This window comes from Streptomyces sp. NPDC004134 (assembly GCF_042874195.1).
Taxonomy (GTDB): domain Bacteria; phylum Actinomycetota; class Actinomycetes; order Streptomycetales; family Streptomycetaceae; genus Streptomyces.
Window position 1 is genome coordinate 106,019 of record NZ_JBIAMS010000013.1, and the last position, 26,417, is coordinate 132,435.

General features: G+C 75.0%; 25 protein-coding genes. 10 read left to right on the forward strand and 15 right to left on the reverse strand.

The features are described from left to right. Positions 1-11: 11 nt before the first annotated feature. From ACFYVJ_RS18210 to ACFYVJ_RS18235, 6 genes are all read right to left on the reverse strand, one after another. The gene (locus ACFYVJ_RS18210) at positions 12-824 is read right to left on the reverse strand and encodes a phage tail protein (RefSeq protein WP_388892501.1); all 813 of its coding nucleotides are present in this window, start codon (positions 822-824) and stop codon (positions 12-14) included. Then, positions 812-1,879, reverse strand: coding sequence for an NAD-dependent epimerase/dehydratase family protein (locus ACFYVJ_RS18215; protein ID WP_101421719.1), 1,068 nt, complete (start codon positions 1,877-1,879; stop codon positions 812-814). Before ACFYVJ_RS18215 ends, ACFYVJ_RS18210 begins: the two co-directional genes overlap by 13 nt. Further along, positions 1,876-3,369, reverse strand: a complete 1,494-nt coding sequence (locus tag ACFYVJ_RS18220) for a hypothetical protein (protein WP_388892503.1) — start codon at positions 3,367-3,369, stop codon at positions 1,876-1,878. The genes ACFYVJ_RS18215 and ACFYVJ_RS18220 overlap by 4 nt, the downstream gene beginning before the upstream one ends. Further along, a complete protein-coding gene (locus ACFYVJ_RS18225; RefSeq protein WP_388892505.1) occupies positions 3,366-5,078 on the reverse strand; it encodes a DUF3492 domain-containing protein in 1,713 nt (570 codons plus the stop codon). Before ACFYVJ_RS18225 ends, ACFYVJ_RS18220 begins: the two co-directional genes overlap by 4 nt. A 131-nt stretch (positions 5,079-5,209) precedes the next feature. Beyond that, positions 5,210-6,673: a DUF3152 domain-containing protein gene (locus ACFYVJ_RS18230; RefSeq protein WP_388892655.1), complete on the reverse strand. Its 1,464-nt coding sequence runs from the start codon at positions 6,671-6,673 to the stop codon at positions 5,210-5,212. Positions 6,674-7,050: 377 nt separating this feature from the next. Next, positions 7,051-8,058 carry an alpha/beta fold hydrolase gene (locus tag ACFYVJ_RS18235; RefSeq protein ID WP_388892507.1) on the reverse strand — a complete coding sequence of 336 codons (1,008 nt, stop codon included), beginning with the start codon at positions 8,056-8,058 and terminating at the stop codon, positions 7,051-7,053. Between the two features lie 170 nt (positions 8,059-8,228). On the opposite strand from ACFYVJ_RS18235, the gene ACFYVJ_RS18240 reads away from it, so the two are divergent. From ACFYVJ_RS18240 to ACFYVJ_RS18255, 4 genes are all read left to right on the forward strand, one after another. Then, positions 8,229-8,480, forward strand: a complete 252-nt coding sequence (locus tag ACFYVJ_RS18240; RefSeq protein WP_388892509.1) for a hypothetical protein — start codon at positions 8,229-8,231, stop codon at positions 8,478-8,480. Positions 8,481-8,642: 162 nt separating this feature from the next. Further along, on the forward strand, positions 8,643-9,284 hold the full coding sequence (locus tag ACFYVJ_RS18245; protein ID WP_388892511.1) for a TetR/AcrR family transcriptional regulator: 642 nt from the start codon (positions 8,643-8,645) through the stop codon (positions 9,282-9,284). Positions 9,285-9,418: 134 nt separating this feature from the next. Next, a complete protein-coding gene (locus ACFYVJ_RS18250) occupies positions 9,419-9,646 on the forward strand; it encodes a DUF3107 domain-containing protein (protein WP_018834999.1) in 228 nt (75 codons plus the stop codon). A 143-nt stretch (positions 9,647-9,789) separates the two neighbouring features. Continuing rightward, positions 9,790-10,080: a hypothetical protein gene (locus tag ACFYVJ_RS18255; RefSeq protein WP_388892514.1), complete on the forward strand. Its 291-nt coding sequence runs from the start codon at positions 9,790-9,792 to the stop codon at positions 10,078-10,080. Between the two features lie 90 nt (positions 10,081-10,170). Here the strand turns inward: ACFYVJ_RS18255 and ACFYVJ_RS18260 are convergent, their stop codons facing one another. After that, on the reverse strand, positions 10,171-10,953 hold the full coding sequence (locus tag ACFYVJ_RS18260) for a ferritin-like fold-containing protein (protein WP_388892516.1): 783 nt from the start codon (positions 10,951-10,953) through the stop codon (positions 10,171-10,173). A gap of 473 nt (positions 10,954-11,426) precedes the next feature. Here ACFYVJ_RS18260 and ACFYVJ_RS18265 point away from each other — a divergent pair, with 473 nt between their 5' ends. The 3 genes from ACFYVJ_RS18265 (at position 11,427) to soxR (ending at position 14,592) form a co-directional block, all read left to right on the forward strand. Then, positions 11,427-12,896, forward strand: a complete 1,470-nt coding sequence (locus ACFYVJ_RS18265) for a DEAD/DEAH box helicase (RefSeq protein WP_388892518.1) — start codon at positions 11,427-11,429, stop codon at positions 12,894-12,896. A gap of 343 nt (positions 12,897-13,239) precedes the next feature. Then, complete coding sequence (locus ACFYVJ_RS18270; RefSeq protein WP_388892520.1) at positions 13,240-14,097, forward strand: alpha/beta fold hydrolase; 858 nt, start codon at positions 13,240-13,242, stop codon at positions 14,095-14,097. Between the two features lie 39 nt (positions 14,098-14,136). Next, positions 14,137-14,592 (forward strand): redox-sensitive transcriptional activator SoxR, encoded by a 456-nt coding sequence (gene soxR, locus ACFYVJ_RS18275; RefSeq protein WP_101421728.1) that lies wholly within the window; start codon positions 14,137-14,139, stop codon positions 14,590-14,592. A gap of 15 nt (positions 14,593-14,607) precedes the next feature. Here the strand turns inward: soxR and ACFYVJ_RS18280 are convergent, their stop codons facing one another. The 4 genes from ACFYVJ_RS18280 to ACFYVJ_RS18295 form a co-directional block, all read right to left on the reverse strand. After that, a complete protein-coding gene (locus ACFYVJ_RS18280; RefSeq protein ID WP_388892522.1) occupies positions 14,608-15,213 on the reverse strand; it encodes a MarC family protein in 606 nt (201 codons plus the stop codon). Between the two features lie 91 nt (positions 15,214-15,304). Beyond that, positions 15,305-16,150, reverse strand: coding sequence for a PHP domain-containing protein (locus ACFYVJ_RS18285; RefSeq protein ID WP_388892524.1), 846 nt, complete (start codon positions 16,148-16,150; stop codon positions 15,305-15,307). Between the two features lie 112 nt (positions 16,151-16,262). Beyond that, complete coding sequence (locus tag ACFYVJ_RS18290; RefSeq protein WP_101421731.1) at positions 16,263-16,898, reverse strand: DUF6758 family protein; 636 nt, start codon at positions 16,896-16,898, stop codon at positions 16,263-16,265. Positions 16,899-17,020: 122 nt separating this feature from the next. After that, positions 17,021-17,629 carry a suppressor of fused domain protein gene (locus tag ACFYVJ_RS18295; RefSeq protein WP_388892526.1) on the reverse strand — a complete coding sequence of 203 codons (609 nt, stop codon included), beginning with the start codon at positions 17,627-17,629 and terminating at the stop codon, positions 17,021-17,023. A 480-nt stretch (positions 17,630-18,109) separates the two neighbouring features. On the opposite strand from ACFYVJ_RS18295, the gene ACFYVJ_RS18300 reads away from it, so the two are divergent. Both ACFYVJ_RS18300 and ACFYVJ_RS18305 read left to right on the forward strand, forming a co-directional pair. After that, the gene (locus tag ACFYVJ_RS18300) at positions 18,110-19,219 is read left to right on the forward strand and encodes a magnesium and cobalt transport protein CorA (RefSeq protein ID WP_388892528.1); all 1,110 of its coding nucleotides are present in this window, start codon (positions 18,110-18,112) and stop codon (positions 19,217-19,219) included. 38 nt (positions 19,220-19,257) lie between these two features. Further along, positions 19,258-19,776: a hypothetical protein gene (locus ACFYVJ_RS18305; protein WP_388892530.1), complete on the forward strand. Its 519-nt coding sequence runs from the start codon at positions 19,258-19,260 to the stop codon at positions 19,774-19,776. A 155-nt stretch (positions 19,777-19,931) separates the two neighbouring features. On the opposite strand, the gene ACFYVJ_RS18310 is transcribed toward ACFYVJ_RS18305, so the two are convergent. Then, complete coding sequence (locus ACFYVJ_RS18310) at positions 19,932-20,651, reverse strand: hypothetical protein (RefSeq protein WP_388892657.1); 720 nt, start codon at positions 20,649-20,651, stop codon at positions 19,932-19,934. Between the two features lie 95 nt (positions 20,652-20,746). On the opposite strand from ACFYVJ_RS18310, the gene ACFYVJ_RS18315 reads away from it, so the two are divergent. Continuing rightward, positions 20,747-21,883: an Mrp/NBP35 family ATP-binding protein gene (locus tag ACFYVJ_RS18315; protein ID WP_388892532.1), complete on the forward strand. Its 1,137-nt coding sequence runs from the start codon at positions 20,747-20,749 to the stop codon at positions 21,881-21,883. Positions 21,884-21,991: 108 nt separating this feature from the next. Here the strand turns inward: ACFYVJ_RS18315 and ACFYVJ_RS18320 are convergent, their stop codons facing one another. The 3 genes from ACFYVJ_RS18320 to ACFYVJ_RS18330 form a co-directional block, all read right to left on the reverse strand. After that, the gene (locus ACFYVJ_RS18320; RefSeq protein WP_101421737.1) at positions 21,992-22,639 is read right to left on the reverse strand and encodes a hypothetical protein; all 648 of its coding nucleotides are present in this window, start codon (positions 22,637-22,639) and stop codon (positions 21,992-21,994) included. Positions 22,640-22,803: 164 nt separating this feature from the next. Next, positions 22,804-23,280, reverse strand: coding sequence for a sec-independent translocase (locus tag ACFYVJ_RS18325; protein WP_388892659.1), 477 nt, complete (start codon positions 23,278-23,280; stop codon positions 22,804-22,806). Between the two features lie 156 nt (positions 23,281-23,436). Beyond that, on the reverse strand, positions 23,437-26,409 hold the full coding sequence (locus ACFYVJ_RS18330) for a trypsin-like peptidase domain-containing protein (RefSeq protein WP_388892534.1): 2,973 nt from the start codon (positions 26,407-26,409) through the stop codon (positions 23,437-23,439). Positions 26,410-26,417: the final 8 nt, after the last annotated feature.

Here is a 26,417-nt window from a genome sequence, read left to right on the forward strand (position 1 = left end):
CACGCACTTCCTCATTCCGAGACACCCTGTCCGAGACGCGAGACGAGGTCGTCCCAGTAGCCGGGCAGCGCCTCCCAGCCGGTCCTGTCCGTGAAGAACACCGAGGCCGCGCCCTGCCAGCGGGCGACCCGCATCGCCTCGTCCAGATGCGTCGGCGGTACGCCGTGGACCAGGTGGCAGAACCGCTCGGCGGGGTGCTCCGCGGTCCACTCGGCGACCTGCGACCAGCGGTAGTCAGCCCACGGGCCCGCGAAGGTGACGAGCTGGTCGGCGGCCTCGGCGTAGCCGGGGTACGGGTGCGTGCCGATGCCGAGGACGACGTGGGTGCGCGGGGCGAGCGCGCCGAGCGTCGTCGTGACCCGCAGGACCTCCGGCAGCAGATCGCGGTCGGCGGGGCAGCGGCCGAGGTAGAAGCCGTCGACGCGGTACCACTCCAGGAACCGGTGCGCCTCGGTGATCAACTCGCCGAAGGGGCGGCGGCCGTCGCGCAGGTCGAGCATCCCCAGGATGCGTACCCGCGCCGACTTCAGCCGGCCCGCGGCCTCCAGGCAGTGCGGGTCGGGGCGGGCGCCGGGGCCGCCGGCGACGTCGAGCACCGTCCAGTGGACGGCGCCCGCGGCGGCGGGCCGGGTCAGCTCGCCCCACTCGACGGGGGCGACGAGGGGGTGCGCGTAGCCGGGGACGGCGAGGCGGAGGGGGGTCTCGGCCGGCTGCGGCGGGTGCTGCCGCCGGCCCTCGGGCGCGGGCGGTACGCCCGGCAGGTCCCGCAGCGCCGCGGCCGCACCGGGCGGTCTGCCCGGCCCGTCAGGTCTCAGATGCGGCATGCCGCCTCCATCCAGATGTCCGCAAGGCTCTCCTCGATTCCGATCCGGGGCCGCCAGCCGAGGCGGTCGCGCGCCGTCCTGATGTCCGCCTGCTGCCAGGCACCGCACCCGTCCGGATAGGGATACGCCGCGGCGACCGCCGCCGGTTCCGTGCCGGGGCCGCCGTTCGTGCCGTGGCCGGGTCCGTGCGCGGGACCGTGGCCGTGGCCCAGGGGGTGGCCCATGCCGTGCCCCGGGCCGTGGCCGCCGTGCCCGAGGCCGTGCCCCGCGCCCGCGGGCTGCGGGATCCGGCCGGTCAGCGTCGTGTCGTACTCGTGCAACTGGCCGCCGTACCCCGCGATCCGCGCCAGCGCCGCCGCCGCGTCCCGCAGCCGCACCGCGCGCCCGCCGCCGATGTTCACCACGCCCTGCGCCGCCGACAGCGACGCGGCGTGCACCGCCCGCGCCACGTCCCGTACGTCCACGAAGTCCCGCTGCGCGCCGAGCCCGCCGAGCTTCAGCTCCCCGTCGCCCTGCTGCATCGCCCGCCGCAGCGCCTCCGCCAGCCGGCCGAGCGGCGAGCCGGCCGGGGTGCCGGGGCCCGCGGGCGAGAACACCCGCAGCACGATGGCGTCGAGCCCGGAGCCGAGCACCAGCTCGGTCGCGGCCAGCTTGCTCACGCCGTACGGGCCGCCGGGGCGCGGCAGCGCGTCCTCGGCCGTCGACGAGCCGGCCGGCGAGGGCCCGTACTCCGAGGCGCAGCCCACGTGCACCAGCCGCGCGGAGCAACTGCTGCGCCGCATGGCCTCGCAGAGGGTGGCGACGGCGACGGTGTTGTGCCGGGTCAGGTCGCGGGCGCTGCCGCGGGTGGTGCCGGCGCAGTTGACGACGACGCCCGGGTGCACGGCGTCGAGGAACCGGGTCAGCGCGCCCGGGCTGCCGGACGACAGGTCGAACCGCACGTCCGCGTCGTCGCCGCGGCCGAGCGCGGTGAGCTGCACGGCGGGGTCGGCGAGCAGGCGGTCGGCGACGTAGCGGCCGACGAAGCCGGTGCCGCCGATGAGCAGCACCCTCATCGCGCACCCCCGTCGTTCGGGGAGGGCGTGGCCAGTGGTGGTGCGGTCATCTCGTTGTGCTCCTTGCGATGAGCGGAGGCTCGGGTGAGTGCGCGGCCGGCGTACGCCAGCAGCGCGAGCGCGGCGGCGCCGCAGGCGACCGCAGGCACCGCGGCCATACGGAAACCGGCGGGGCCGGCGACCAGCAGCTCGACCGGACGGCCGAGCACGGCAAGCCCGGGAACCCGGGCGGCCAGGACCAGCAGCAACGCCGTGACCTGCGCGGCGCAGGCGGCGGCGAGCCCGTACGCGGCGGCCCGGGGGAAGCCGTGCACGGCGAGCAGCCGGGCGAGGAAGAGCAGCGCGCCGAGGGCGCAGGCGGCGGCGGGGACGGCGGGCCGGCGGGTGGCCTCGCCGAGGGCCGGCCCCGCGGCCGCGGCGGCGAGCTGCAGCGCGGCGAGGACGGCCAGGACGGCGGCGACGGCGGCGGCGAGCAGCGGGCGTACCCGGGCACGGAACTCGGCCAGATCGCGGCTGTCCCGCAGGGCGCGGCGGGCGCGGGCGGCGAACCACCGGGCCACGGCCGCGGCGGGCAGTACGGCGGCGGTGAGCGCGGCGAGGGCGGCGGCGGTGGCGTACGGCACGACGGGCGCGCGGGTGACGCCGGTGGCGCCGCCGAGCAGTTCGCCGAGGAACCAGTCCCCGTAGACCGCGTACGCCAGCAGCCACCCCACGGCGAGCCCGGCCGCGGGCGGCAGCCCGGCGCGGACCCGCAGCGGCCCGCGCTGCGACCCGAGCACCAGCGCGACCACGGCCCAGGCGACACCGGCGGCGGTCAGCGCGACCTGCGCCCGGCCGTGCAGCCCGGCGGCGCCGAGCACGAGCAATCCGCCGCCGAGCGGCAGGAGATGAGCGAGCGGGGCGAGGGGGGCACGGGGCTGGGGGCGGACCGGCGGCGGGGGCTCGGCGCCGGGCCGCCGGGTCCGTACGTACATCTCCTCGGCGAGGGAGAACACGTCCCGGTGCCGGTACCGCACGGCGGTCCGGTCGGTCACGCCGTGCGCTTCGAGACCGGCGGCGATCTCCAGCGGATCGACGGCACGCCGGCACAACTCCCGGTGCCGGTACATGAGTCCCCGCACGGGGTCGGCGGACCCGCGCCGCGGCCGGACGGCCGGGGCCGCGGGGGACGGCGCGGAGGCGGAGGGGGGAGCCGGCCGAGCGGGGCGCGGCCCCGGGTGACCGGCAGCGGCAGCGCCGGGGGAGGCCGCCTGCCCGCCCGGCGCAGCGGTCTCCGACCCCTCGGCTTCCGCCGCCCCCGCACCGGGGGAACCCGCCTCGCCCGCGGCGGGCGGGGAGTGGAGGGACGTTACGGCGGGGGGTTCAGGACGCGGGCCGAAAGCTTCCTCCAGCGCTTCCGCCAGGTCTTCGGCCGGCGTGGGCGGCGCCGGCTCCCGCTGCTGCGGCTCACGCGTCCGCGGCTCCGGGGCCGCTCTCGGGCCGTCCGTCATCGGTCGGCCCCCTCAAGCACGGGGCCCGCATCCGTCCGGTCGGCATCCGGCGCCGGTGCGGCCGCCAGATACGCCTCCGGGGGATGCGCGAAGGGATGCGGGGTGGTGCGGGCCGGGGCGGGGGCCGGACCGTGGGAGGCCAGCTCCAGATAGATGGAGCCGAACGCGTCCACGTTCTGCTCCGCCGTGAACAGCTCCACCGCCCGCGCCCGGGCCGCCGCGCCCAGCCGCGCGCGGCGCGCCGGGTCGCGGAGCAGCGCCAGGCAGGCGTCCGCCAGCGCCCGCGGGTTCCGCGGCGGGACCACGAGGCCCGTGCCGCCGATGACCTCCCGGACCGCGCCGACGTCGGTCGACACCGTCGCCCGGCCGCAGAGCATCGCCTCGACCAGGCCCACGGGGAAGCCCGCCATGACGCTGGAGAGCACCGTCACCCCGCCCGCCGCGTACGCCGCCGCCCGGTCGGGCAGCGCCGGGTCGCCGATCTCCTCGAACGACACCGGGCTGGCGCCCACCGCGTGCGCGTCGGCCGCCTCGTCGGGGAAGAGCTGGGCGGCCAGCGCGCGGCAGTGGTCGCGGTAGCCCGCGTGGGCGGCGGCCGGGGGGCCCGTCTCCGCCACGACGAGGTGGGCGGCCGGCTCCTCCCTGCGGATCTCCGCGAACGCGTGCAGCAGCGCCACGAGGTCGCCGGCCGGCTCTATCCGTCCGGCCCAGACCAGGGTGCCGTCGTCCCCGGCCGCCGGCGGTTCCGCCACCTCGGCGAACCGCGCCGCGTCCATGCCCGGGTACACCGTCCGCAGCCTGTGCCCCTCCGCGCCCAGGCGCAGCGCCCAGCGCCGCGCGTGCGCGTTGCCCGGGGTCACGAGGGCCGCCTTGGCGTATGCCTCGGCCGCCAGCCGGCGGTGGAAGGCCGCCACCAGCGCCCGTACGGTCACGGTGCCGCCGGCGTACGCCCCCCGGCCGCTCTCCAGGTAGTGCCGCCGCAGCCGCACCCCGTACTCCGTGATCAGCAGCGGCGTGCCGAAGAACCGGTGCGCGAGCAGCCCCGGCAGCGCCGCGGGGCCGCCGGACAGCGCGTGGCACAGGTCGGCCCCGGCCAGCCCGGCGCCGTCACCGTCCCCGTACCACCCGGCGCCCAACGGGCGCAGCGCCCGGTCCAGATGCGCGGCCACCGCGAGCAACTCCGCGACGCGCGCCCCCTGCACCACCGGATGTGCGCCGGGCGCCCGGCAGGCCCGCTCGAGGATCCGCACGGCCTGCTCGTCGCGCAGCGCGCGCCCCGGCCCGCCCGCGTCCCTGGCCAGCTCGGCCAGCCCGTAGAGACCGGAAGCGAAACGGTCCTGCCCGGACTCCCGCCCGGCTGCCCGCCCCGGGACCTCCCCGGCGCCGCCGGCCGCCAGCGCGCCCGCCAGCTCCGCGAAGTGCCAGGCAAAGCGGCGCCGTTCGGCGCGCCCGTAGCGGCGCTCGCCGGGCGCCGGGCGCCACAGCGGCGCGACGTGCGCCGCCCGCACCTGCGGCGGCAGCGGTACGAGATCCGACGCCTCCTGCGCCGCATCGACCGCAAACGCGAAAACGTCGAACTCATGGTGCGCGAGCCCGCGTACGAGCCGGTCGCACCACCCCGGCGACTCGCCCGCGGCGAACGGGAATCCGCCCTCCGCGAGAAGGCCGATGCGCAACGAGAACACCCCCGAGAACTGCTGTGGCTCCATCCGGTGGGAGGACCGTACGCACGCGGCGGTGCCGCGCGATGGACGGTTGTCCGTCGCACCACCGGAAGGGGTGAATACCCGTGACTATTCGGGGTGTGGGGCGTTTTGCCCGCTCCCGTCACCCGCCGGGGTCAGTCGCGCGGGAACGGCCAGGGGTTGGGCTTGCAGGTGGCGCCGTCCGTCGACAGGTACTTCGTCTGCTGCATCATCACCGGCGCCAGCGCGCCGTCCTGCTCGCAGCCGACATGCCCGTTCCCGAGCCGGTGGCCGACCTCGTGGTTGATGAGCATCTGCCGGTACGCGTGGATGTCGTCGCCGTAGGTCTTCGAACCCTGCGCCCACCGGAAGGCGTTGATCATCACGCGCTCGGTGGCGGCGGAGTCGCAGGACACGTCCTCGTCGCTGGTGTCGAGCCCCGACTTGGCGCACCACTCGTCGGTGGTCCCCGGGCTGGCCAGGGTGATGACGAACACGGACTCGTCGTCCCGGCCCACCCGCTCGAAGGTGCGGTCGCCCCGGCCGCCCCAACTGCGCTCGTCGTTGAGCGTCTTGTGCACGGCGGCCGCGAACAGCTCGCCGTCGAGCGGCAGTCCCTCCTCGACGTCCACCCGGTAGGTGACGACCTCGCCGCGGCCGGGCGCCTTGTCGCGGCCGGGGACGGTGGTGAGCTTGCCGGAGCCGGTGAGATTGCGGCTGAGGGGGTACGTGGCCGCCATCTTCTCGGTGTACGTGGCGGGCACGGCCCGCGCGTCCTCGCCGGCGTCCGGGCCGCCCGCGCCGTCCGCGTCGTCCGCGCCCGCCGGGTCGTCGCGGTCGCCGGAGCGGGAGGCGGCGTCGTCGGCGCCGGCGCGCTGCTTGCGCTCGTCGGACGCGGCGGCGTCGGCGCGCTTGGCGCGGCCGTCGGAGACCTGTCCTGCGATGGCGGCGGCGAGCGCGCACGTCACGACGGCGGCGGCGACACCGGTCGCGACCCGGCCGCGGTTGGCGGGGCGCTGCCGGCGGCGGCGGTGCCCGCCGCCCGTGGAGTGCAGCGCGGTCGCGGCGCCGTCGGGCGGTCCGTCGTCGCCGGGCGGCGGCCAGCCGAGGTCGTCGGCGGCGGGGGCGGGACCCGGCACGTCACCGGCGCGGCGCGCGGCGGGCTCCGCGGCGTGGCCCGGCCCCGGCCCGTCGAAGGCGTCGAGGTAGTCCTGCCGTACGGGCGTGGGCGTGGCGGCGACGGTGGCGGCGCCGAGCCCGCGCCCGGGCTGCTCGTACGGCGGGGCGCCCCAACCGCCGCCGGGCTCACGGTGCTCGGGATGACCGAAGGGGCGCTCGCCGGTGTCGTCCATGGGGGCCGTGCGGCCACGGGGCGGCCCCGGCATCCCGTGCACGGGCGGCGGGCCCCCGGGCCCGGCGACGCGCCGCATCGATCCGGTGTCGCCGACCCGCGGTACGCCGCCCGTGTCGCCGAACGGCCGCATGGACCCGGTGTCGGAGACCCGCGGCGTGGGCCCGGTGTCCGAGACGCGGGGAATCGGCCCCGTCCCGGAGACCCGCGGAATCGGCCCGGTCCCGGCGGCGCGCGGCATGGGGCCCGTATCGGAGACCCGCGGAATCGGGCCGGTCCCGGAGACCCGGGGAATCGGCCCCGTCCCGCCGGCCCGCGGCATCGGCCCCGTACCGGAGGCCCGCGGCACCGGACCCGTGTCGCCGAACCGCGGCATCGCGCCCGTGCCCGAGACCGTGCGCCCGTCCCCCGGCACCCGCGGCACGGGACCCGTGTCGGAGACCCGCCGCACCGGACCCGTGTCCGTCACCCGCGGAATCGGGCCCGTGTCGCTGATCCGCGGGATCGGCCCCGTGTCGCCGCGCCGCGGCAGCGGCGGCCGCGGCCCCGGCCCGGACGCCGGCCCGGACCCCGACCGGGTCCCGCCGCCGTCCCGCGTCTGCTTCTTGCCCTTGCCGGACGCGCTGTGCCTGCCCACCGTGTGTGTCAGCTCCTGCCGGGGCTCGCGTCTGCGATCCCTGTCTCGTACTCGTCCAACATCTCGGTGAACGCCCTGGCCACCACTTCCGGGTACTCCATCATGGCCACGTGCCCGGCCGCAGGCAGGGCCAGCAACCGTGAGTTGCGGAACGCGGCCTTCGCCCGCCGCGCCATCCTGAACGACACGAGTTGGTCGCGCCCGCCGTAGATGAGCAGCGTAGGGGCCAGCACCCGCTCCGCGAGCCGCCACAGCGAATGCTGCCCGCCCAGGGTGTACGCGCCGACGACCCCGCGCGCCGACCGCTCCAGCGCGTCCCAGTGGTAAGGCAGCCGCATGCGCTTGGCGTACTCGCGCGCGTGCTCCGCGAAGCCCTCCGGGCTGACCCGGCCCGGGTCGCCGTAGCAGAGGCCCAGCACCGCACGGGTGCGCTGCTCCGCGCTCCAGTCCCGGGTCAGCCGGGCGAAGAGCGCGCCGACGCCGGGCACGGCGAGCAGCGCGGTGGGCATCGCGGTGCGCTGCGGGGGCAGTTCGGGCAGCGCCGGGGAGACGAGGGTGAGGGTGCGCACCAGGTCGGGGCGGAGGGCCGCGACGCGGGTGACGATGGTGCCGCCCAGCGAGTTGCCGAAGAGGTGTACGGGGCCGCGGCCGGCCGCGTCGAGATAGCGGATGACGGCGCGGGCGTGGCCGGAGAGGGAGTAGTCGCCGTCGTCGGGGGGCGGTGAGGCGCCGAAGCCGGGGAGGTCGACGGCGTCGCCGTCGACCCGGGCGGCGAGCAGGGGGCCGAGTCCGCCCCAGTTCAGCGCGGAGCCGCCGAGCCCGTGCACGTACACCGCGGGCGGCAGTCCGGCGCCTGCCGGCGGGTGGCCGCTCACGGCGACGGTGAGTCCGGGGAGCGTCACCTGCCGTCGCTCGACGCCGCCCCGGCCTTCGGGAGGAAGGGGCGGCACGGTCCCGGGCGAGCCGTGCGCCGGGAATGCTTCGTCGCCCGCCAGAGAGCGCTCTGTCGACGGCATGGGGGCAATGTTACGAGACAGTCACGCAGTGGTTCATGTGTTCGCGCTCACAAACCGCCTCGCGGCCGAAAGCACCCTCTCTTACGCTCGTATGGAGGACGTATGGAGGACATCACCCGAAACTGTGCCCGAAGTCCGGGTGACGAACGACGCGGACAGGAGACGACGCCATGGCTGTCGACCCGCAGGATTCGGACACCTTCGACGAGCCCGCCCGCCGTGCGGGGCAGGACGGGAGCGCGGACGCCCCCGCGGAACGGGACCCCGAGACCCCGGAGGCGGACGTCGCGGAGCAGCGTGCCGAGGTGGAGCAGGGCGACGAGGGCGTCACGCCGGGCGAGCGCCACGGCGAGGACGTGGACCCCGCGGACGCCGCCGAGCAGGCCCGCGTCGTGGAACAGGGCGAGGACGAATACCGGTGACCTGCTCTGCATTGCCCCGGTTCGCCCCGGGTCAGGGCCGATGAAATTTCGCGCAGCGACGGAGCGCCGGACGATTACCCGCACGTACGATGGCACCTGCGGTCGGCCCGCCGGACAGGCCCGGCGTCCCGGGGGCGATCATCTCAGGAACCAGGAGGCGCAGTGACAGCCATGGAGCAGGCCGAGACGCGTCCACGCAGTACGAGGCTCCCCCGCCGCGCGCGCCGCAACCAGCTCCTCGGTGCGGCCCAGGAGGTCTTCGTCGCCCAGGGGTACCACTCCGCCGCCATGGACGACATCGCGGACCGCGCCGGCGTCAGCAAGCCGGTGCTCTACCAGCACTTCCCCGGCAAGCTGGAGCTGTACCTCGCCCTGCTCGACCAGCACTGCGACGCGCTGCTCAAGGCGGTGCGCGCGGCGCTCGCGTCCACGTCGGACAACAAGCAGCGTGTCGCCGCCACGATGGACGCGTACTACGCCTTCGTCGAGGACGAGGGCGGCGCCTTCCGGCTGGTCTTCGAGTCCGACCTGACCAACGAGCCCGCGGTGCGCGAGCGCGTCGACCGGGTCAGCCTGGACTGCGCGCAGGCGGTCAGCGAGGTCATCGCCGAGGACACCGACCTGCCGGTCGAGCAGGCGATGCTGCTCGCGGTGGGGCTGTGCGGCATGGCGCAGATCACCGCGCGTTACTGGCTGGGCTCCGGCCGGTCCATCCCGCGCGACGACGCCGCCCGCCTGATCGCCTCGCTCTCCTGGCGCGGCATCGCCGGCTTCCCGCTGCACGGCGGCCCGGACCAGCCGTAGCTCCGCTCCGGGCGCGGCCCGCGGGCAGGTCCCGCAGCGGTGTTCGCTGCGGGCGTGCAGGCATCGGTCCCGCGGGGTGTGCACGCCGGGTTAGTGTGCACACGTACATCCAACTGACCGAAAGGGATCAGGCCGTGGAGGTCAAGATCGGCGTGCAGCACGCCCCCCGAGAGATCAGCCTGGAGAGCGGGCAGTCCGCCGAAGAGATCGAGAGCGCGGTGGCGGACGCGCTCGGCGGCAAGTCGGAGGTGCTGACCCTGGTCGACGACCGCGGCCGGAAGATCCTCGTGCCGTCGGGCCGCATCGCCTACGTGGAGATCGGCGCGCCCACCGCGCGCAAGGTGGGCTTCGGCGCCCTCTGAGGGCGGATCCCCCGCTCGCGCAGTTCGTCCGGCCCCCCGGTGTCCGACACCGGGGGGCCGTCGTTTGCCCGCGGATCCATGCGGGTAGATCCGGAGCGTCCGGTTCACCCCAGCAATGGGGCCCAACGAAGGGCGGGCGCGAGATGATGATCCTGGCAGCCGTACTTTCCGCAGTCATCGGCCTGGCGATTGCGCTGGCCGCACTCTCCCGCTATCCGGATCGGTTCCGGCACCGGAACCTGACGCTGGCCACAGGCCCCGGGGCCGCCGTGCTCGGCGCCGCCCTGGCCCACACGGTGCTGGGCGCCGGGAACCTCCCGATCGTCCTGCCGGTCGCCGGCGCCTTCGCGGCGGCGATGCTGTCGCTGCTGGTCAAGAACCGGGAGCGGAGCCGCCCCGCGGCGGCGTACCTGGCGGGCCGCCCGGTGCGCTGAACGGCCGTACCCGGACAGCCCCCTGACCCGTACAGACACCTGGAACCAGGAAGACGCACGCGCGCCCGGGCATCCCGCCCGGGCGCCGCGCTATGCGGACAGGCCCAGCGCCGCCATCCGCTTGGTGTGCGCCTCGGTGATACGCGAGAACATCCGCCCCACCTCGGCCAGGTCGAACCCGTCGGCCACCCCGCCGACGAGCATCATCGACAGCGCGTCCCGCTCCGCCACCACCCGCTGCGCCTGGCTCAGCGCCTCGCCCATCAGCCGCCGTGCCCAGAGCGCCAGCCGGCCGCCCAGCCGGGGGTCGGCCTCGATCGCGCTGCGGACCTTCCCGACGGCAAAGGTCGCGTGCCCGGTGTCGTCCAGCACGCTCAGCACCAGGCCGCGGGTGTCGGAGTCCAGCCGGACCGCGACCTCGCGGTAGAAGTCGCTGGCGATCGAGTCGCCTACGTACGCCTTGACCAGCCCCTCCAGCCAGTCGGACGGTGCCGTCTGGCGGTGGAACTCGTTCAGTGCGGCGGCGAACGGCTCCATCGCCCGCGCCGGGTCCTCGTCGATCTCGGCCAGCCGGTCCCGCAGCCGCTCGAAGTGGTGGAACTCGGCCGCGGCCATCGCCGCCAGCTCCGCCTTGTCCTCCACGCCGGGCGCCAGCTTCGCGTCCTCCGCCAGCCGCTCGAAGGCCGCCAGCTCGCCGTAGGCGAGGGCGCCGAGCAGGTCCACGACCGCGGCCCGGTACTGCGGGTCGGCGGCGGCCTGCGCCCAGTCCTCGGCGGCTACGCCGGATGCGGCGGCGGTGTCGCCCGCGGCGCCGGTTCCGCTGGTGTCGCCGGTGTCCTGGGGGGCGGCCTCGTCGGCAGGGGGAGTCTCCATAGGAGCGGAATATAGCGGCCCGCGGGGACCTGGGAAGAGGCTGGTCAGCCCGCGGACTATGAGACATCGCACAACACGGCTGCACGATTTTAGGTAGAGTGGTATAGCACTCGCCGGTCACGGCGGGTCCCCCATGCCGCGGGCGTGAGCCCGGAGGCGTATGGGAAGCATGTACTGAAGGATGCCCGGTCGGTGGCCCGATCGGCTCCGACCCCGACCGCTCTCAGCGGAGCCCGTGCGGCCTGTCCCGCCGTACGCACACCGCCGGAGGGAATTCTCGCGGCTTGAGCGCGCGAGTGACGGAAGAAGTGGTCCCGCGCCACCCGCGCGGTACGACCCCCGTCCCCCGCCGCTCGCCGCGACCGACAGAAGAGGCAAGCATCCTGTCCACGTTTCGAGACCTGGGGATCCTCCCCGAGACTGCTGAGGCCCTGGAGGCCGTGGGAATCACCACTCCTTTCCCCATTCAGGAGATGACCCTTCCCGTGGCCCTCGCCGGCACCGACGTGATCGGCCAGGCCAAGACCGGTACCGGTAAGACGCTCGGCTTCGGCCTTCCCCTCCTGGAGAAGGTCGTCGTCCCCGCCGACGTCGAGAACGGTCGCGCCGACACCGGCGCCCTGACGAACGCCCCGCAGGCGCTCGTCGTCGTCCCCACCCGCGAGCTGTGCGTCCAGGTCACCAACGACCTGCTGACCGCCGGCAAGGTCCGTAACGTCCGCGCGCTGTCGATCTACGGCGGCCGGGCGTACGAGCCCCAGCTAGAGGCGCTGAAGAAGGGCGTCGACGTCGTCGTCGGCACCCCCGGCCGCCTCCTCGACCTCGCAGGGCAGCGCAAGCTGGACCTGTCGAAGATCAAGGTGCTGGTGCTCGACGAGGCCGACGAGATGCTGGACCTCGGCTTCCTGCCGGACGTCGAGAAGATCATCCAGCAGTTGCCCGCCAAGCGGCAGACGATGCTGTTCTCGGCCACCATGCCGGGGCAGGTCATCGGCCTCGCCCGGCGCTACATGTCGCAGCCCACCCATATCCGCGCCACCGCGCCCGACGACGAGGGCGCGACCGTCGCCGCCGTCGAGCAGCACGCATTCCGGGCGCACTCCATGGACAAGCCCGAGATGCTGGCGCGCATCCTCCAGGCCGAGGGCCGCGGCCTGACCATGATCTTCTGCCGTACGAAGCGCACCTGTGCGGACGTCGCGGAGCAGTTGACCCGGCGCGGGTTCGCCGCCGGATCGGTCCACGGCGACCTGGGCCAGGGCGCGCGCGAGCAGGCGCTGCGGGCGTTCCGCAACGGCAAGGTCGACGTGCTGGTCTGCACGGACGTGGCGGCGCGCGGCATCGACGTCGCCGGCATCACGCACGTGATCAACTACCAGACGCCGGAAGACGAGAAAACGTACCTGCACCGCATCGGCCGCACCGCCCGCGCGGGCGCGTCCGGCACGGCGGTCACGCTGGTCGACTGGGACGAGATCACGCGCTGGCACCTGATCAACAAGGCGCTGGAGCTCGACCTGGAGAACCCCGAGGAGACGTACTCCACCTCTCCGCACCTGTACGAGGCGCTGCGCATCCCGGAGGGTACGAAGGGCGTGCTGCCGCGCGCCGAGCGCACCCGCGCGGGGCTCGGCGCCGAGGAGCTGGAGGACCTGGGCGAGACGGGCGGCGGCCGCCGCGGCGCCGGCTCGCGCGGTTCCGGCTCGCGGGGAGCGGCCACCGAGGAGCGGCCGAAGCGGACCCGTACGCAGCGGCAGCGCCGCCGCACGCGCAGCGGCCGCCCGGTGGCGGCCGACGCCGTGGAGGGCGCCGGGGCCGCCGCCGAGCCGCGGGAGACCGCGGCGGAGCCGGCCGCGGCCGCGGCTGACGCCGCGGCCCGCAAGCCGCGCCGCCGCCGTCGCCGCACCCGCAGCGGCAACGCGGGCGCGCCCGCGGCGGAGTAGTACGACAGCAGCACCCTTCGGGCCCGGGACGTACGTCACGACGTACACCCCGGGCCCGCGGTCTGCCCGCGGGCGGCGGCGCTACGCCCCACAGGGCCGCGGCCGGCGGGAGCGGCCGCCGCCACGACGCCGGCGCCCCGCCGCCGACCGCCGGGGCTCGGCCCGAGCAGCCCTGGGCCGGGCGGTCCGCCGGAACGGCGCTTCCAGGCACCGCCGGGATCCCTCCGCGAGCGCCGGGTCCCTGCCGACGGCCGCAGGAGGCCCGGCCCCGGACGACGCCACGGCCCGGCCGCACGCTCCCCCCGCGGGGCGGCGCCGGTGCGGCCGCGGCTAGGGTCGGGGGATGAGCAAGCCGCCGTTCGTCGCGCTGCCGGCCGGGGCCGAGGCCGTGCCGGTCGAGACCCCCCGCGGAACCTTCGCGGCACTACGGGCCGGAGAGCCCGAACACGGGACCGCGCTCCTGCTGCCCGGCTACACGGGCAGCAAGGAAGACTTCATCGCCCTCCTCGAACCGCTGGCCGCCGCGGGCTTCCGCGTGGTCGCGGTCGACGGCCGAGGGCAGTACGAGACCGACGGCCCCGCCGACGAGGCCGCGTACGTCCAGGACGAACTCGCCCAGGACGTCCTCGCGCTCGCCGCCGCACTCGGCGCAGCGGACGGCCCGCCGCACGTCCTCGGGCACTCGCTCGGCGGTCAGATCGCCCGCGCCGCGGCCCTCCGCGCCCCCGGCGCGTTCGCCTCGCTCACCCTCATGAGCAGCGGTCCTGGCGTCGTCTGCACCGAGCAGCAGTCCCGCGCCAAGCTCCTCGGCGACGCCCTCGGCACGTACGACATGGAGACCGTCTGGCAGGCCATGCGCGCCTTCGACCCGCCGGACGCCCCCGTCCGTCCCGACGTGGACGACTTCCTGCACCGCCGCTGGCTCGGCACCAGCCCGGGCCAGCTCGTCGCCACCGGCCGGCAACTGTGCGAGGAGCCGGACAGAACCGATGAACTGGCCGCGCTGCCGGTACGCGTACACGTGCTCACCGGGCAGACCGACTACGTCTGGCCGGTCACGGAGATGGACGACATGGCGCGGCGGCTCGGTGCCCACCGCACCGTCGTCGAGGGCGCCGACCACTCCCCCAACGTCGACCGCCCGGCCGAGACCGCGGCCGCGCTCGCCGCGTTCTGGTCGGCGACCGGTAGTGGCGCATAGAACCTCAACCGTGGTTGAGGTCAAGTTACGCTGGCGGACATGACGCACCACCTCTCCCCGCGGGCCAGGGAAGCCACCATCGGCGAGCTGTCCGACCGCAGCGGAGTCCCCCAGTCCGCGCTGCGCTTCTACGAGCGCCAGGGCCTGATCAGCAGCCGCCGCACCACCGGCAACCAGCGCCGCTTCTCCCGGGACACCCTGCGCCGGGTCGCGTTCATCCGCGCCTCGCAGCGCGTGGGGATCCCGCTGGCGGCCATCCGCGAGGCGCTCGCGGTGCTGCCCGAGGGCCGTACGCCCACGCGCGCCGACTGGGCGCAGTTGTCGGAGGGCTGGCGCAAGGACCTCAACACCCACATCCGCCGGCTGGAGCGGCTGCGCGACAACCTCACCGAGTGCATCGGCTGCGGCTGCCTGTCGCTCGACAAGTGCGCGCTGGCCAACACCGACGACCGGCTGGGCGAGCGCGGCCCCGGCGCCCGCGGCCTCGGTGTGTGACGAGGGGCGACGCACTCACGCCTGCTGGATGAACTCCGTGACGCCGTTGGCGATCTGCTGCACCGCGATCGTCGCCAGCAGCATCCCGGCCAGCCGCGAGACCAGCACGACGCCGCCCTCCTTGATGACCCGGATGATCAGCAGCGAGTAGCGCATCGTCACCCACAGCACGAGGTGGATCGCGACGATCGCCGCCCATACCGCCAGCTCCTGGCGCACCCCGTGCGCGTCCTGCACCGCCAGGATCACGGTCACGATCGCCCCGGGCCCGGCGAGCAGCGGCATGCCCAGCGGGACGAGGGCGGCGTTGACGTCCTTGGTCTGGGTGGGCTCCTCGGCCTTGCCGGTGAGCAGGTCGAGGGAGATCAGCAGGAGCAGCAGCCCGCCCGCGACCATCAGCGCCGGCACGGAGACGTGCAGGTAGTCCAGGATCTGCTGGCCGCCGATGGCGAACACCGCGATCACCCCGAAGGCGACGGCCGCCGCCTGCATGGCCATCTTGCGCTGCAGCTTCAGCGGGCGGCCCGAGGTGAGCGCGAGGAAGATCGGCGTGGTGCCGGGCGGATCCATGATCACGAACAGCGTGACGAAGACCGAGCCGAAGAGGGCGAGATCGAACACGCCAGGAGCTTAAGGCGTCCCCTGCGAAAGGGGCCCCGGCGGGCGGCGTCGTATCCCCGCCGCCCGCCGGCCCGAACGGCCCGGCGCCCGGCTAGCCCTTGACCGGGGTCGCGCCCGTGGCGCGGTCCACGATCTGCTCGTAGACCTCCGGGGCCGTCGTGAACTCGCCCAGGCGGCAGGTCTTGCGCGCGCCGTGGTAGTCGCTGGAGCCGGTGGCGAGCAGGCCCAGGTCGGCGGCCGTGCCGCGGAGCCGGGCGCGGGTCTCCTCGTCGTGGTCCATGTGGTCCACCTCGATGCCGTCGAGGCCGGCGGCGGCCAGCTCCGCGACCGCGCTCTCCGGCAGGCACACGCCGCGCTTGACCGCCAGCGGGTGCGCGAAGACCGTGACGCCGCCGGCGCCCTTGATCAGCCGGATGGCGTCGAAGGGGTCCAGCTCGTGCTTCTCCACGTACGCCCGGCCGCCGGAGCCGATCCACTCGTCGGTGAACGCGTCCTGCACCGAGTCGACGACGCCGGCCTCGATCATCGCGCTGGCCACGTGCGGCCGGGCGATGGCGCCCTCGCCGGCGATCTCCTGGACGCGCTGCCAGGTGATGGGCACGCCCAGCTCGATCAGCCGCTCGGTCATCAGCCGGGCCCGGCGCACCCGGTCGTTGCGCACGGCGTCGCGCTCGCGGGTCAGCTCCGGCTCCTCGGGGTCGAAGAGGTACGCGAGCATGTGCAGGCTGATGCCGCCGAGGTCGCAGGACAGCTCCATGCCGGGGACGAGGGTCAGCCCGGCGGGCAGCGCCTCGATCGCCTCGGCGTGGCCGCCGACGCCGTCGTGGTCGGTGAGCGCGACGACGTCCAGACCCTCGGCCGCCGCCTTGCGCACCAGCTCGGCGGGGGTGTCCGTACCGTCCGAATCGGCGGAGTGGGTATGCAGGTCGATGCGCACGGACGGTACCTCGCACGGGCTCGGGGTCGCTGGAAGGCACCCAGCTTACGGTCCCGGGCGGCTGTCCAACCGAGAAGGTGCGGCTTCGCGGAGGCCCGTCGCGCGGCCCCGCTCAGAGGAGCCGCGGCGACAGGGCCCCGCAGGGCAGCAGCTCGATCTCGGCGCCGGCGTCGCGCAGGTCGGTGAGCACCAGCTCGTCGTAGAGCAGCAGCCCCGACTGCTCCGGCCAGACCACCGCCCACAGCCACAGCCCGCGTGCCTCCCCGGCGAAGACGGCCCGGTCCGCGGGCACGCCGCCGACGTGCCACAGCGGGGTGGGCCGGCCGGCGGCGATGACCTTGGCGTCCGGCGGCTTGTCGGTGCACATCCCCGGCCCGGGGTCGGGCCCCTGCACGCCGGCGAAGCGCGCGCCGAGGCCGACGCCCAGCTCCTCCGCGACGAGGATCAGCTCGCCGGGACCGCCCAGCGGCCCGGGTCCTGAGCAGGCGACGGCGGTGGCCCGGCCGCCGCTGCGGTCGTCGCCCGCGTTGGCGACGCCGGTGAACAGCCAGCCCAGAGGCAGCGGCCACGGCATCCAGACCGGCACCTGGGCCCGGTGCACCACCACCCCGAGCGCCTCGACGCTGGGCGGTATGACGGGCTGCAATGGCTGCACGGGTCCGTGCCGCTCGCACTGCCAGGAGTCGGTGAAGAGACCGGGCGCCCGGACCCGCCCGCCGCACTTCGGGCAACTGGGTTCGCCCCTCATAGGAACTTACGGTCCTCTCCGGCCGCCGCGTCGTCAAGGACGATCACCCGTCCGGGGCCCCGCGCTGCCGCCCCCGCGCCCGCCGCAGCCCCGTCCCGTACGACGCACGCCGGGAGGCGGCGCTATGCGCCCAGCTCCACCCCGCGCCGCAGCGGGTCGCGCAGGTCCGTGCCCGCCGCGAGCCAGCGCTCGCTCAGCGCCGCCGCGCCGTGCACCCGCTTCCACGCGGCCTCGTTCGGGGTCATCGGCAGCAGCGGCAGGAACCGCACCGGCTCCCGCGGCTCCGGCAGCGCCACGTCGTCGACGAGCCCGCCCGGCTCCGCGACCAGCACCGCGCGGAACGGCGCGCCGGGCCACAGCGGCCCGCCCACCTCCAGCGACGCCCCCGGCGCCACGACGACGCCCTCCACCTGGGGCGACGCGGCGAGCACGGCGAGCGGGCGCAGCACCTTGTCGGTGTCGGCGAGGCCGGCCCGTACGGTCAGCAGCAGTTCGGCGCGCGGGCCGCGCAGCGGGTCGGCCAGCGCCTGCGCGGGGTCGGTCATGGGCTGCGCGGACATGCCGAGGGTGGCGTAGCGCAGCAGCGGCTCGCCCTCGGCGGTGGCCGACGTGAAACGCGCCACCTCGATGCGGTCGGTGCCGATGAAGGTCACCGACGCCCGCGCGTCGGGCTCGCCGAAGGCCCCGGTCAGCCGCCGTTCCACCTGCGCGAGCACGTCGTCGTACGCCATGCGCCTCAGCCTACGGGCGCCAGGGAACCGTCAACGCGGGACGGCCGGTTCACCGGCGGCTGCTAACCTTGCGTGTCGGCTTGATGCGCGTCGTACACACGGCGCGGGCGCATCCCCGACGCACAGGCGCACGAGCAGCACGCGAACGGCTTCGACACACTCGCCCTTCGACAGGGCCCGGCCGGAGGAGGTGGGGACTGCGGTGGATCCCAGCCGACCTTGCAGTACCGACAGCTCTCCCGCCCGGCCCGGCGTTCGCTGACCCTCGCCGGTCCTCCCCCGCGACGATGCGGGGATCTCCAGGTCGACTTCCGGCCGCGCCGTTCGGCGCCCGGCGGCTGAGCACGCACTTTTCCGTCGTAATCCACTGACGTGCCTCGGCGCGCTCAGCGGTGCCCGCTTTGTGGGTGTACCTCTGCGTAGATCCCCATTCCCGGCAGCGTTGGCCCGTGCCCGGCAGGAGCGTGAAGGAGTTCGCCCATGTCGATGATCCGTGACCTGCGAGCCGTCGTCCGTCCCGCCCGCAAGCGCCGCGGCCAGTCCGCGCACACCTACGACCCCACCCGCGACCCGGCCTCCGTCAGCGCCGTCGTCGACTGCGCCGTCTACCGGGGCGGCCGGCGCGTCAGCGAACGACTCTCCCCCGCCCAGGCGATGCGCCGGGTGCGCGCCGGGGGCGGCTTCGCCTGGATCGGGCTGCACGAGCCGACGGAGCGCGAGTTCGCCGGCATCGCCCAGGAGTTCGGGCTGCACCCGCTGGCCGTGGAGGACGCGATCGACGCGCACCAGCGGCCGAAGCTGGAGCCGTACGAGGACTCGCTGTTCACCGTCTTCAAGACCCTCCACTACGTGGAGCACGCCGAACTCACCGCCTCCAGCGAGGTGGTGGAGACCGGCGAGGTGATGTGCTTCACCGGCCAGGACTTCATCATCACCGTCCGGCACGGCGGCCAGGGCTCGCTGCGCGCGCTGCGCGCCCGGCTGGAGCAGGACCAGGAGCTGCTGGCGACCGGCCCGTCCGCGGTGCTGCACGCCATCGCCGACCAGATCGTCGACAGTTACATCGTCGTCGCCGACGCGGTCCAGGAGGACATCGACGAGGTCGAGATCGACGTCTTCTCGCCGAGCGACGGCCGCAGCGGGCGCGGCAGCGACGCCGGGCGGGTGTACCAGCTCAAGCGCGAGGTGCTGGAGTTCAAGCGGGCGGTGGCGCCGCTGCTGCGGCCGATGCAGTTGCTGTCGGAGCGGCCGATGCGGTTCGTCGACCCGGAGATCCAGAAGTACTTCCGGGACGTCGCGGACCACGTGGCGCGGGTGCACGAGCAGGTGGTCAACTTCGACGAGCTGCTCAACTCCATCCTCCAGGCCAATCTGGCCCAGGCCACGGTGGCGCAGAACGAGGACATGCGGAAGATCACGTCCTGGGCGGCGATCTTCGCGGTGCCCACGATGATCGCCGGGGTCTACGGCATGAACTTCGACCACATGCCCGAGACCAAGTGGGAGTTCGGCTATCCCATGGTGCTCACCCTGATCCTCGGCATCTGCCTGGCGATGCACCGCGGCTTCCGCCGCAACGGCTGGCTGTAGGGGTACGGCCCGGGGCCCGGCGGCTACGCTCGTGCCCCATGGAGCCGATCGCCGCCGCCCTCGCAGAAGAGGCCGCAAGGAAGTCCGGGCTCGTGTGGATCGAGGGCCCCGACGGCACCCAGCGCGCGCTGTGGCACGTCTGGCACGACGGCGGCGTCGTCCTCGTCGGCGACGGGCCCGCCGAGCAGCCGCTCGACGGGCTCGGGCTCGCCGACGGGGCGGTGGTGACCGTGCACGCGCGCAGCAAGGACAAGGGCGGGCGGCTGGTCGCGTGGCCGGCGCGGGTGGCCGAGCTGGCGCCGGAGGGCGAGGCGTGGCGGGCGGCCGTGGAGGAGCTGAAGGGGAAGCGGCTCAACGCGGTGGACGCCGACCACGTCGCGGGGCGCTGGGCCCGGGAGAGCCGGGTGCTGCGGCTGACGCGGGACGGGGCGGCGGTCGCCGGGGACGGGCTGCCGTCCGGTTCGCTTACCGCTCCGCCGCCGGCCACCCCGGCGACGACGCGGCGGCCGGCACCGGCGGCGCTGCCGCGGCTGCTGTTCCGGCGGCGGCGCGGCTGAAGGGGGCGTACGGCACGAAGAAGGGCCGTACAGCAGGAAGGGGCGGAACAGCGCGAAGGGACAGCCGTACGGCGGGAACGACCGGAGTGCGGTACGTACCCGGGGCGGGGCGGGACTCGTACGACAGCCTCAAGCGGCGCGCAAGCGGGGCCTGTTCAGCTCGCCGAGATCTGCTTCCCGTAGTCCACGACCTCTTCCTTGCGCGGGGCGTTGACTTCGAACTCCTCGTCCCAGTTCAGGAGTCGCAGCTCGCCCGCGTCCCCCGCGCGCTCCAGCAGCAGCGGGTACGGCCGCCCCTCCAGGGCCACCTCCAGCGCCCCGCCCGCGCCTTCGTCGGCCGTCACCCGGATCGTGGTGAAGCCGTCGACCTCGCCGTTGTTCTCCGCGGCCAGCTCGCCGTCGAGCTTCAGCAGCCCGTCGAGCAGCACCTTCATCTCCGTGAAGCCGCTGAGCTGCTTGTACGCGGTGTCCTCCGGCGGCACCTTCACGTACTTGCCGTCGAGCTTCCGCGCCGCCGCCATGTCGGACTCCGACGGCTTGCCGTCGCCGTCCTCGCCGTCGTCCTGGTGCAGCCAGAACTCGTCGCCGGCCTTCAGGAAGAGGTCCTCCTCCGCGCGCAGCAGCGAGAACGTCATGCCGCCCGTGGACACTTCGCCTATCCCGCCGGCCGCCGACAGCCGCATGTCGAGCTTCACCGGCTGGCCGTTGCTCACCAGCGTGCCCGCCAGCCGCACCGAACTCGCACCCGACGCGGCCTTCTCCGCCTTGGCCCTGATGCTCTCGGGAGAGAGCTCTCCGACGCCGTTCTCGCCGGCCTCCGGACCGTCCTCGGCACAGCCCGCCAGAACGGTCGCGGAGACGGCGAACGCCACCATGCGGAACGCCGATCTCCTCATCACGTGCGGCAGCGTACCGGGCGCCCGGGGCCCTGGCTTTCCCCGCCCGTGGCCCTCGGCCGTACGCTTGTGGCATGGCTGTCACAGAAGAGGCGGTGCGCGCCGCGCTCGCGACGGTGAACGACCCGGAGATCCACCGGCCGATCACCGACCTCGGCATGGTCAAGTCGGTCGAGATCAGGACAGACGGCTCGGTGGCCGTCGGGGTCTTCCTCACCATCGCCGGCTGTCCGATGCGGGACACGATCACCTCGCGGGTCACCGACGCGGTCGAGAAGGTCGCGGGTGTGACGTCCGTCACGGTCGAGTTGGACGTGATGAGCGACGAGCAGCGCAAGGCGCTCGCCGCGTCGCTGCGCGACGGCAAGGCGGAGCGCGAGATCCCCTTCGCCCAGCCCGGCTCGCTGACCCGGGTGTACGCGGTGGCGTCCGGCAAGGGCGGCGTCGGCAAGTCGTCCGTGACGGTCAACCTGGCGGCGGCGATGGCCGCGGACGGGCTGAAGGTCGGGGTCGTCGACGCCGACATCTACGGCCACTCCGTACCCCGCATGCTCGGCACGGACGCGGTGCCCACCCAGGTCGAGGACATGATCATGCCCCCGACGGCGCATGATGTGAAGGTCATCTCCATCGGGATGTTCACGCCGGGCAACGCGCCGGTCGTCTGGCGCGGCCCGATGCTGCACCGCGCGCTCCAGCAGTTCCTCGCGGACGTCTTCTGGGGCGACCTCGACGTGCTGCTCCTCGACCTCCCCCCGGGCACCGGCGACATCGCGATCTCCGTCGCGCAGTTGATGCCGAACGCCGAGATCCTCGTCGTCACCACGCCGCAGCAGGCCGCGGCCGAGGTCGCCGAGCGGGCCGGGGCGATCGCCGTGCAGACGCACCAGAAGATCGTCGGCGTGGTGGAGAACATGTCGGGCCTGCCGTGCCCGCACTGCGGCGAGATGGTCGACGTCTTCGGCACCGGCGGCGGCAAGCAGGTCGCCGAGGGGCTGACGCGCACGACGGGCGCGGAGGTGCCGGTCCTGGGCGCCATCCCGATCGACGTGACGCTGCGGGCCGGCGGCGACGAGGGCAAGCCGGTCGTCCTCACCGACCCGGAGTCCCCGGCGGGCGCGGCGCTGCGCGACATCGCGGCGCAGCTCGGCGGGCGGCCGCGGGGGCTCGCGGGGATGTCGCTGGGCGTCACGCCGCGCAACAAGTTCTGAGGGGTACGCCCCCGGCCGCCGGGCGCGGGCAGGGGCGTACGTCCCCGGCGCTACGGAGCAGGGGGGCGCGGTTCGTAGGCGATCCGCGCCCCGGACCGCCGCGGGAAGCTATCCGCGGCGGTCTTCGTACGTCGTGATGTCCTTGATCACCGAGAACGCGAGCCCGTAGGCGCTCATGCCGCGGCCGTACGCGCCCAGGTGCACCTGGTTCTGCGTCGTCCCCGCCAGCACCCAGCCGAACTCGGACTCGCGGTAGTGGAACTGCGTCCCCTCACCGTCGACCGGCAGCGACAGCGCCGACCAGCCGGACCCCTCCAGGTCGTCGGCCAGCTCCCAGGCCACCGACGTCTGCTGGTCCAGCCACTCCTCGCGGATCTGGCGCTCCATCTGCGTCGGCCAGGTGCACGACAGCAGCCCGGAGCCCGCCAGCCAGGCCGCGGACGACACGGACGTCGCCTCCAGCACCCCGGTACCGTCCGCGCTGCGCCGGACGGGGCGGCTCGCGACGGTCACGACCACCGCGAAGCGGTGCTCGCGCATCCCGGCCTCGGCGAGGTACGAGGGCATGTCCCCGTGGCCCACCGTGCCGTGGTCGACCGCGCCGTCGCCGCCCCCGGTCGACTGCAGCCAGCGCGGGCCCGAAAACGCGTCGTCCAGCCCGTACCAGGGGAAGGACGCCCGCAGAAAACTGTCCACCAGGCGTGGCTCGGACTCCTGAACCGTCCCCCCGGGCTCCGCCTCGCTCGTCATCTCCATCAGCGTGGTGCCTCCTCGTGGCCTGGACCTGTCAGTCGGCGGTCGCCCCCCGCCGGGGCGCACGCCCCGCCTGGCACACCGCATGCCGGGCGCTCACCCAGACACACGGGAGGATATCCACCTGCATACGCTAGGACAGGCAGGTGGTCTGATATGTGAGCCGATCAGGTGGCGTCCGCGTCGTACGGCGGGCGCTCCGCGGTGGCCGTGCCCTTGGCCTCACCTGCGGTGTCACCCTTGGCGTCGGCGCCGCCACCGCCGTCCTTCGTCAGGCTCAGCCGCTTGCCGCCCTTGGCACCGTCGTCGTCGATGTCCCCCACGGTGCGCGCCGCCTCGCCGACCTCGGCGACCTCCTTCTTGAGGTCGAAGCCGTTGCGGATCTCCTTCAGACCCAGGTCGTCGTTGTCGAGGAGGTGCTTCTTGGCGAAGTTCTTCGGGTTCAGGTCCTCGAACTCGAAGTCCTTGAACTCCGGGCCCAACTCCTTGCGGATGTCCTCCTTGGCCGTGTCGGAGAACTCCCGGACCTTGCGGATGAACCGCATGGTGTCCTGGATGACCTTGGGCAGCTTGTCGGGGCCGAAGACGATCGTGGCCAGGATGATGAGAGCGATCAGCTCGAGGGGTCCTATGTCGAAGAACACCTGGCACTCCTTGCTGTCCTGTCCGTCGGCCCGCTGCCGGCAGGTCCGGGCGACTCTCACGGTACCTGGCGACCCCGCCTCCCCGGGAGTACCGCATCGGCCGCGGTGGACTGGTCCACCGCGGCCGATGCGGGTGTTTGGGGTCGTTTGGCAGGGTCAGTCGGAGGAGTCGCCCTCGCCGAGGGTGACGTCGACGGTCAGCTCCTCGCCGTCGCGCTCGACGGTCAGGCTCAGGTCCTCGCCGGGGCTGCGGCTGCGGATCTTGACGATCAACTCCTCGCCGTTGTGCACGGCTTCGCCGTCGACGCCGGTGATGACGTCCCCCGGCTCGATGCCCGCGCTGTCGGCGGGGCCGCCGGGGGTGACCGGCTCGGTGCCGCCTTCCTCCGCGGAGATGCCGACCTGGGCACCGTCGCCGGTGTACTGCATGTTGAGCGTCACGCCGATGACGGGGTGGGTGGCCTTGCCGGTGTTGATCAGCTCCTCGGCGACGTCCTTGCCCTTGTTGACCGGTATGGCGAAGCCGAGGCCGATGCTGCCGCCCTGCTCGGTCTGCGGCTCGCCGCTGCCGTTGTCGGCGGCGCGGATGGCGCTGTTGATGCCGATCACGCGGCCTTCGAGGTCGAGCAGCGGGCCGCCGGAGTTGCCGGGGTTGATCGGGGCGTCGGTCTGCAGGGCGTTGACGTACGAGATGTCGCTGCCGTCGCCCTGCTCGCCGCCCGCGGTGATGGGGCGCTCCTTGGCGCTGATGATCCCGGAGGTGACGGTGTTGGGCAGGTCGTACGGGGCTCCGATGGCGACGACGGGGTCCCCGACCGCGACGGAGCGTGAGTTGCCGAGGGGCAGCGGCTTCAGCCCGGAAACACCCTTGACCCGTACGACGGCCAGGTCGTAGCCGGCGTCGCCGCCGACGACCTCGGCGGACTTGGACTCGCCGCCGCTGAACGTCACCGTTATGTCGCCGCCCTCCTCGGCGGGCTGCACGACGTGGTTGTTGGTGAGGATGTGCCCGCGCTTGTCGAGGACGAAGCCGGTGCCGGTGCTCTGCTCGGCGACGCCGCTGACGCGCAGCGTCACGACCCCGGGCAGCGCGGACCTGGCGATCCCGGCGACGCTGCCGGGCGGGCGCTTGCCGCCGTCGTCGGCGGCGGAGGACTGGTCGAGTTCGAGCTGGCCGGGGGTGCCGTTGCGCTCGATGTAGCTGCCGATGGCGCCGCCGATGCCGCCGGCGGCCAGGGCGATGAGGAGCGCGCCGACGAGATTCGCCGTGCGCCCCTTGCGCCGCTCGGGCGCGTGTGCCGCGTGCGCGGGCGCCCAGGGGTCGTAGCGCTGCCACTGGCCGCCCTGGGGGTGGGCGCCGTACGGCGCGGGCGCGCCGGGCCCGCCGGGGTGCCGCCCGGGGCCTTCGAGCCCGGGGGCGCCGCCGGGTCCTGGCATGCCGGACGCCGCGGGCGGGTGGGCGCCGGGGGGCCGCCCGGAGCCCTGCGGCCCGTACTCGCCCGGGGGCACGCCGCCAGGTGGTGTCGCACCGGGTACGGGGGCCTGGGCGCCGGGCCCGTACGGCGCGCGGGGCCGGGGCTGCGGCCCGGGGGCGCCGGGCGCACCGGGGTGGCCGGGATGGCCGGCCTGCGGGCCGGGGTGGCGGGTGTCGGCGGGCGCGGGCCGCCGCGGGGCGTCGGCGGCGCGGTCGGCCGCCGCGGCGGCGGGCGTCGCGGGCGCGTCGGCCGGGGGGCGCGGGCCCGGGACATCACCGGAGTGCCCGGCGACGGAGTCGGAGACGACGGCGAGCTGCGTGGTGTCGTCGTCCTCTACGCCGCCAAGCGGTCCGCCGGCGGCGGGCGGCCGGTCGGCCACCTCGCGGTGCGACTCGTCCGACGGCGCGGGGCCGTACCCGCCCGCGTCGCCGGACCGCCCGGCAGCGCCCGCCGGCAACGCGGCGGTGCCGTCGGACCTGCCGGCGGAGCCCGCCGGCGCCGCGGCGCCTTCCGGTGTCTTCGCGGTGTCCTCGCGGGGGGAGGCGGCCGCGCGGTCACCGGCCGGGGTGGTGGCCGGCTGCGGGGGCTCCGCGGCGTTCTGCGGGGCGTCTGCGGGCTCCGCCGGTGTCCCGGGGGTGTCCCGTTCGTCGTGCTGCGGCAGGGCCGCTCTGCCGGCGCGTGCGCCCGCCACGGCGGAGACCGCGGCGGGTATGCCTCTGCCGCCCGGCGAGCCGTCGACCCCGGCCTCCGTAGCACCGGGGTACGGCCGTACGCCGACCTCCCAGGGCCGTTCCTCCGCATCGCCGGCGTCCGTCGCGGCACCGTCCTGGTCCCGCCGCGCAGCGGACGAAGCGGGCTCCGCCGCCGGGCTTTCCGCATCGGCGGTGCCGGTCGCGGCCGGGAGCGCGCCCGGCTCCGTGCCCGACGCGACGGTCTCCTGGGCCCGGTCCGCGGCTGCCGCGGGGTCCGGCGCATCCCCCGCCCGGGGGCGCGTCGGGAGTGCGTCCGCGGCCGGGCCGCCGGTCTCCGCGACCCGCGCGGCGGGAAGGTCCACGGCCGTGACCGAGTCGGCGGCAGCGTCCGCGCCGCCAACGGCCGACTCGTCCGCGGGCGGCGTTCCAGCCGGCTCACTCGCCCCGGCGGCCTCTGCCTGCTCCGGCACCGACGTGACGTCTGCCCCTGTGCTGCCCGCCGGGGTTCCGTTCGCCGCCGTCACGTCCCGCCCGTCTGCACCCTGCTCCACCGCGCTGTCCGCACCCTTGTCCTGGGCCGGTTCCTGGCTACTGCCGCCCCCCGCAGTGATCGCCGAGCCGCCGGCCGGAGTCTCCGCGCCCTCCGCCGGGAGCGTAGAGGCGTCCGCCGGGGGCGCAGGAGCGTCCGCGCGGCCGCCGTCCGCCGCACTCACCGTGGAGGAGCGGCTCCGGTCCCTGTGGTAGTCGTCCTCCCCGTCGCGCCACTCCCGCAGCGCCTCCCGGACCCGGCGCAACTGGTCGACCTCCGGGTCGTATCCCGGTGGCGGGCCCGCGTCGGCCGGCGGGTTCGCCGGTGGCGCGTAGGCGTCGGAGTCGGTGGGCGGTCCGGCGGTGTCCGACTCGGCCTCGCGCGGAGGCTCGCCGGGCTCCTGCCTCCACCAACTCGGCTTCCCCTGGTCCATGTTCTCCC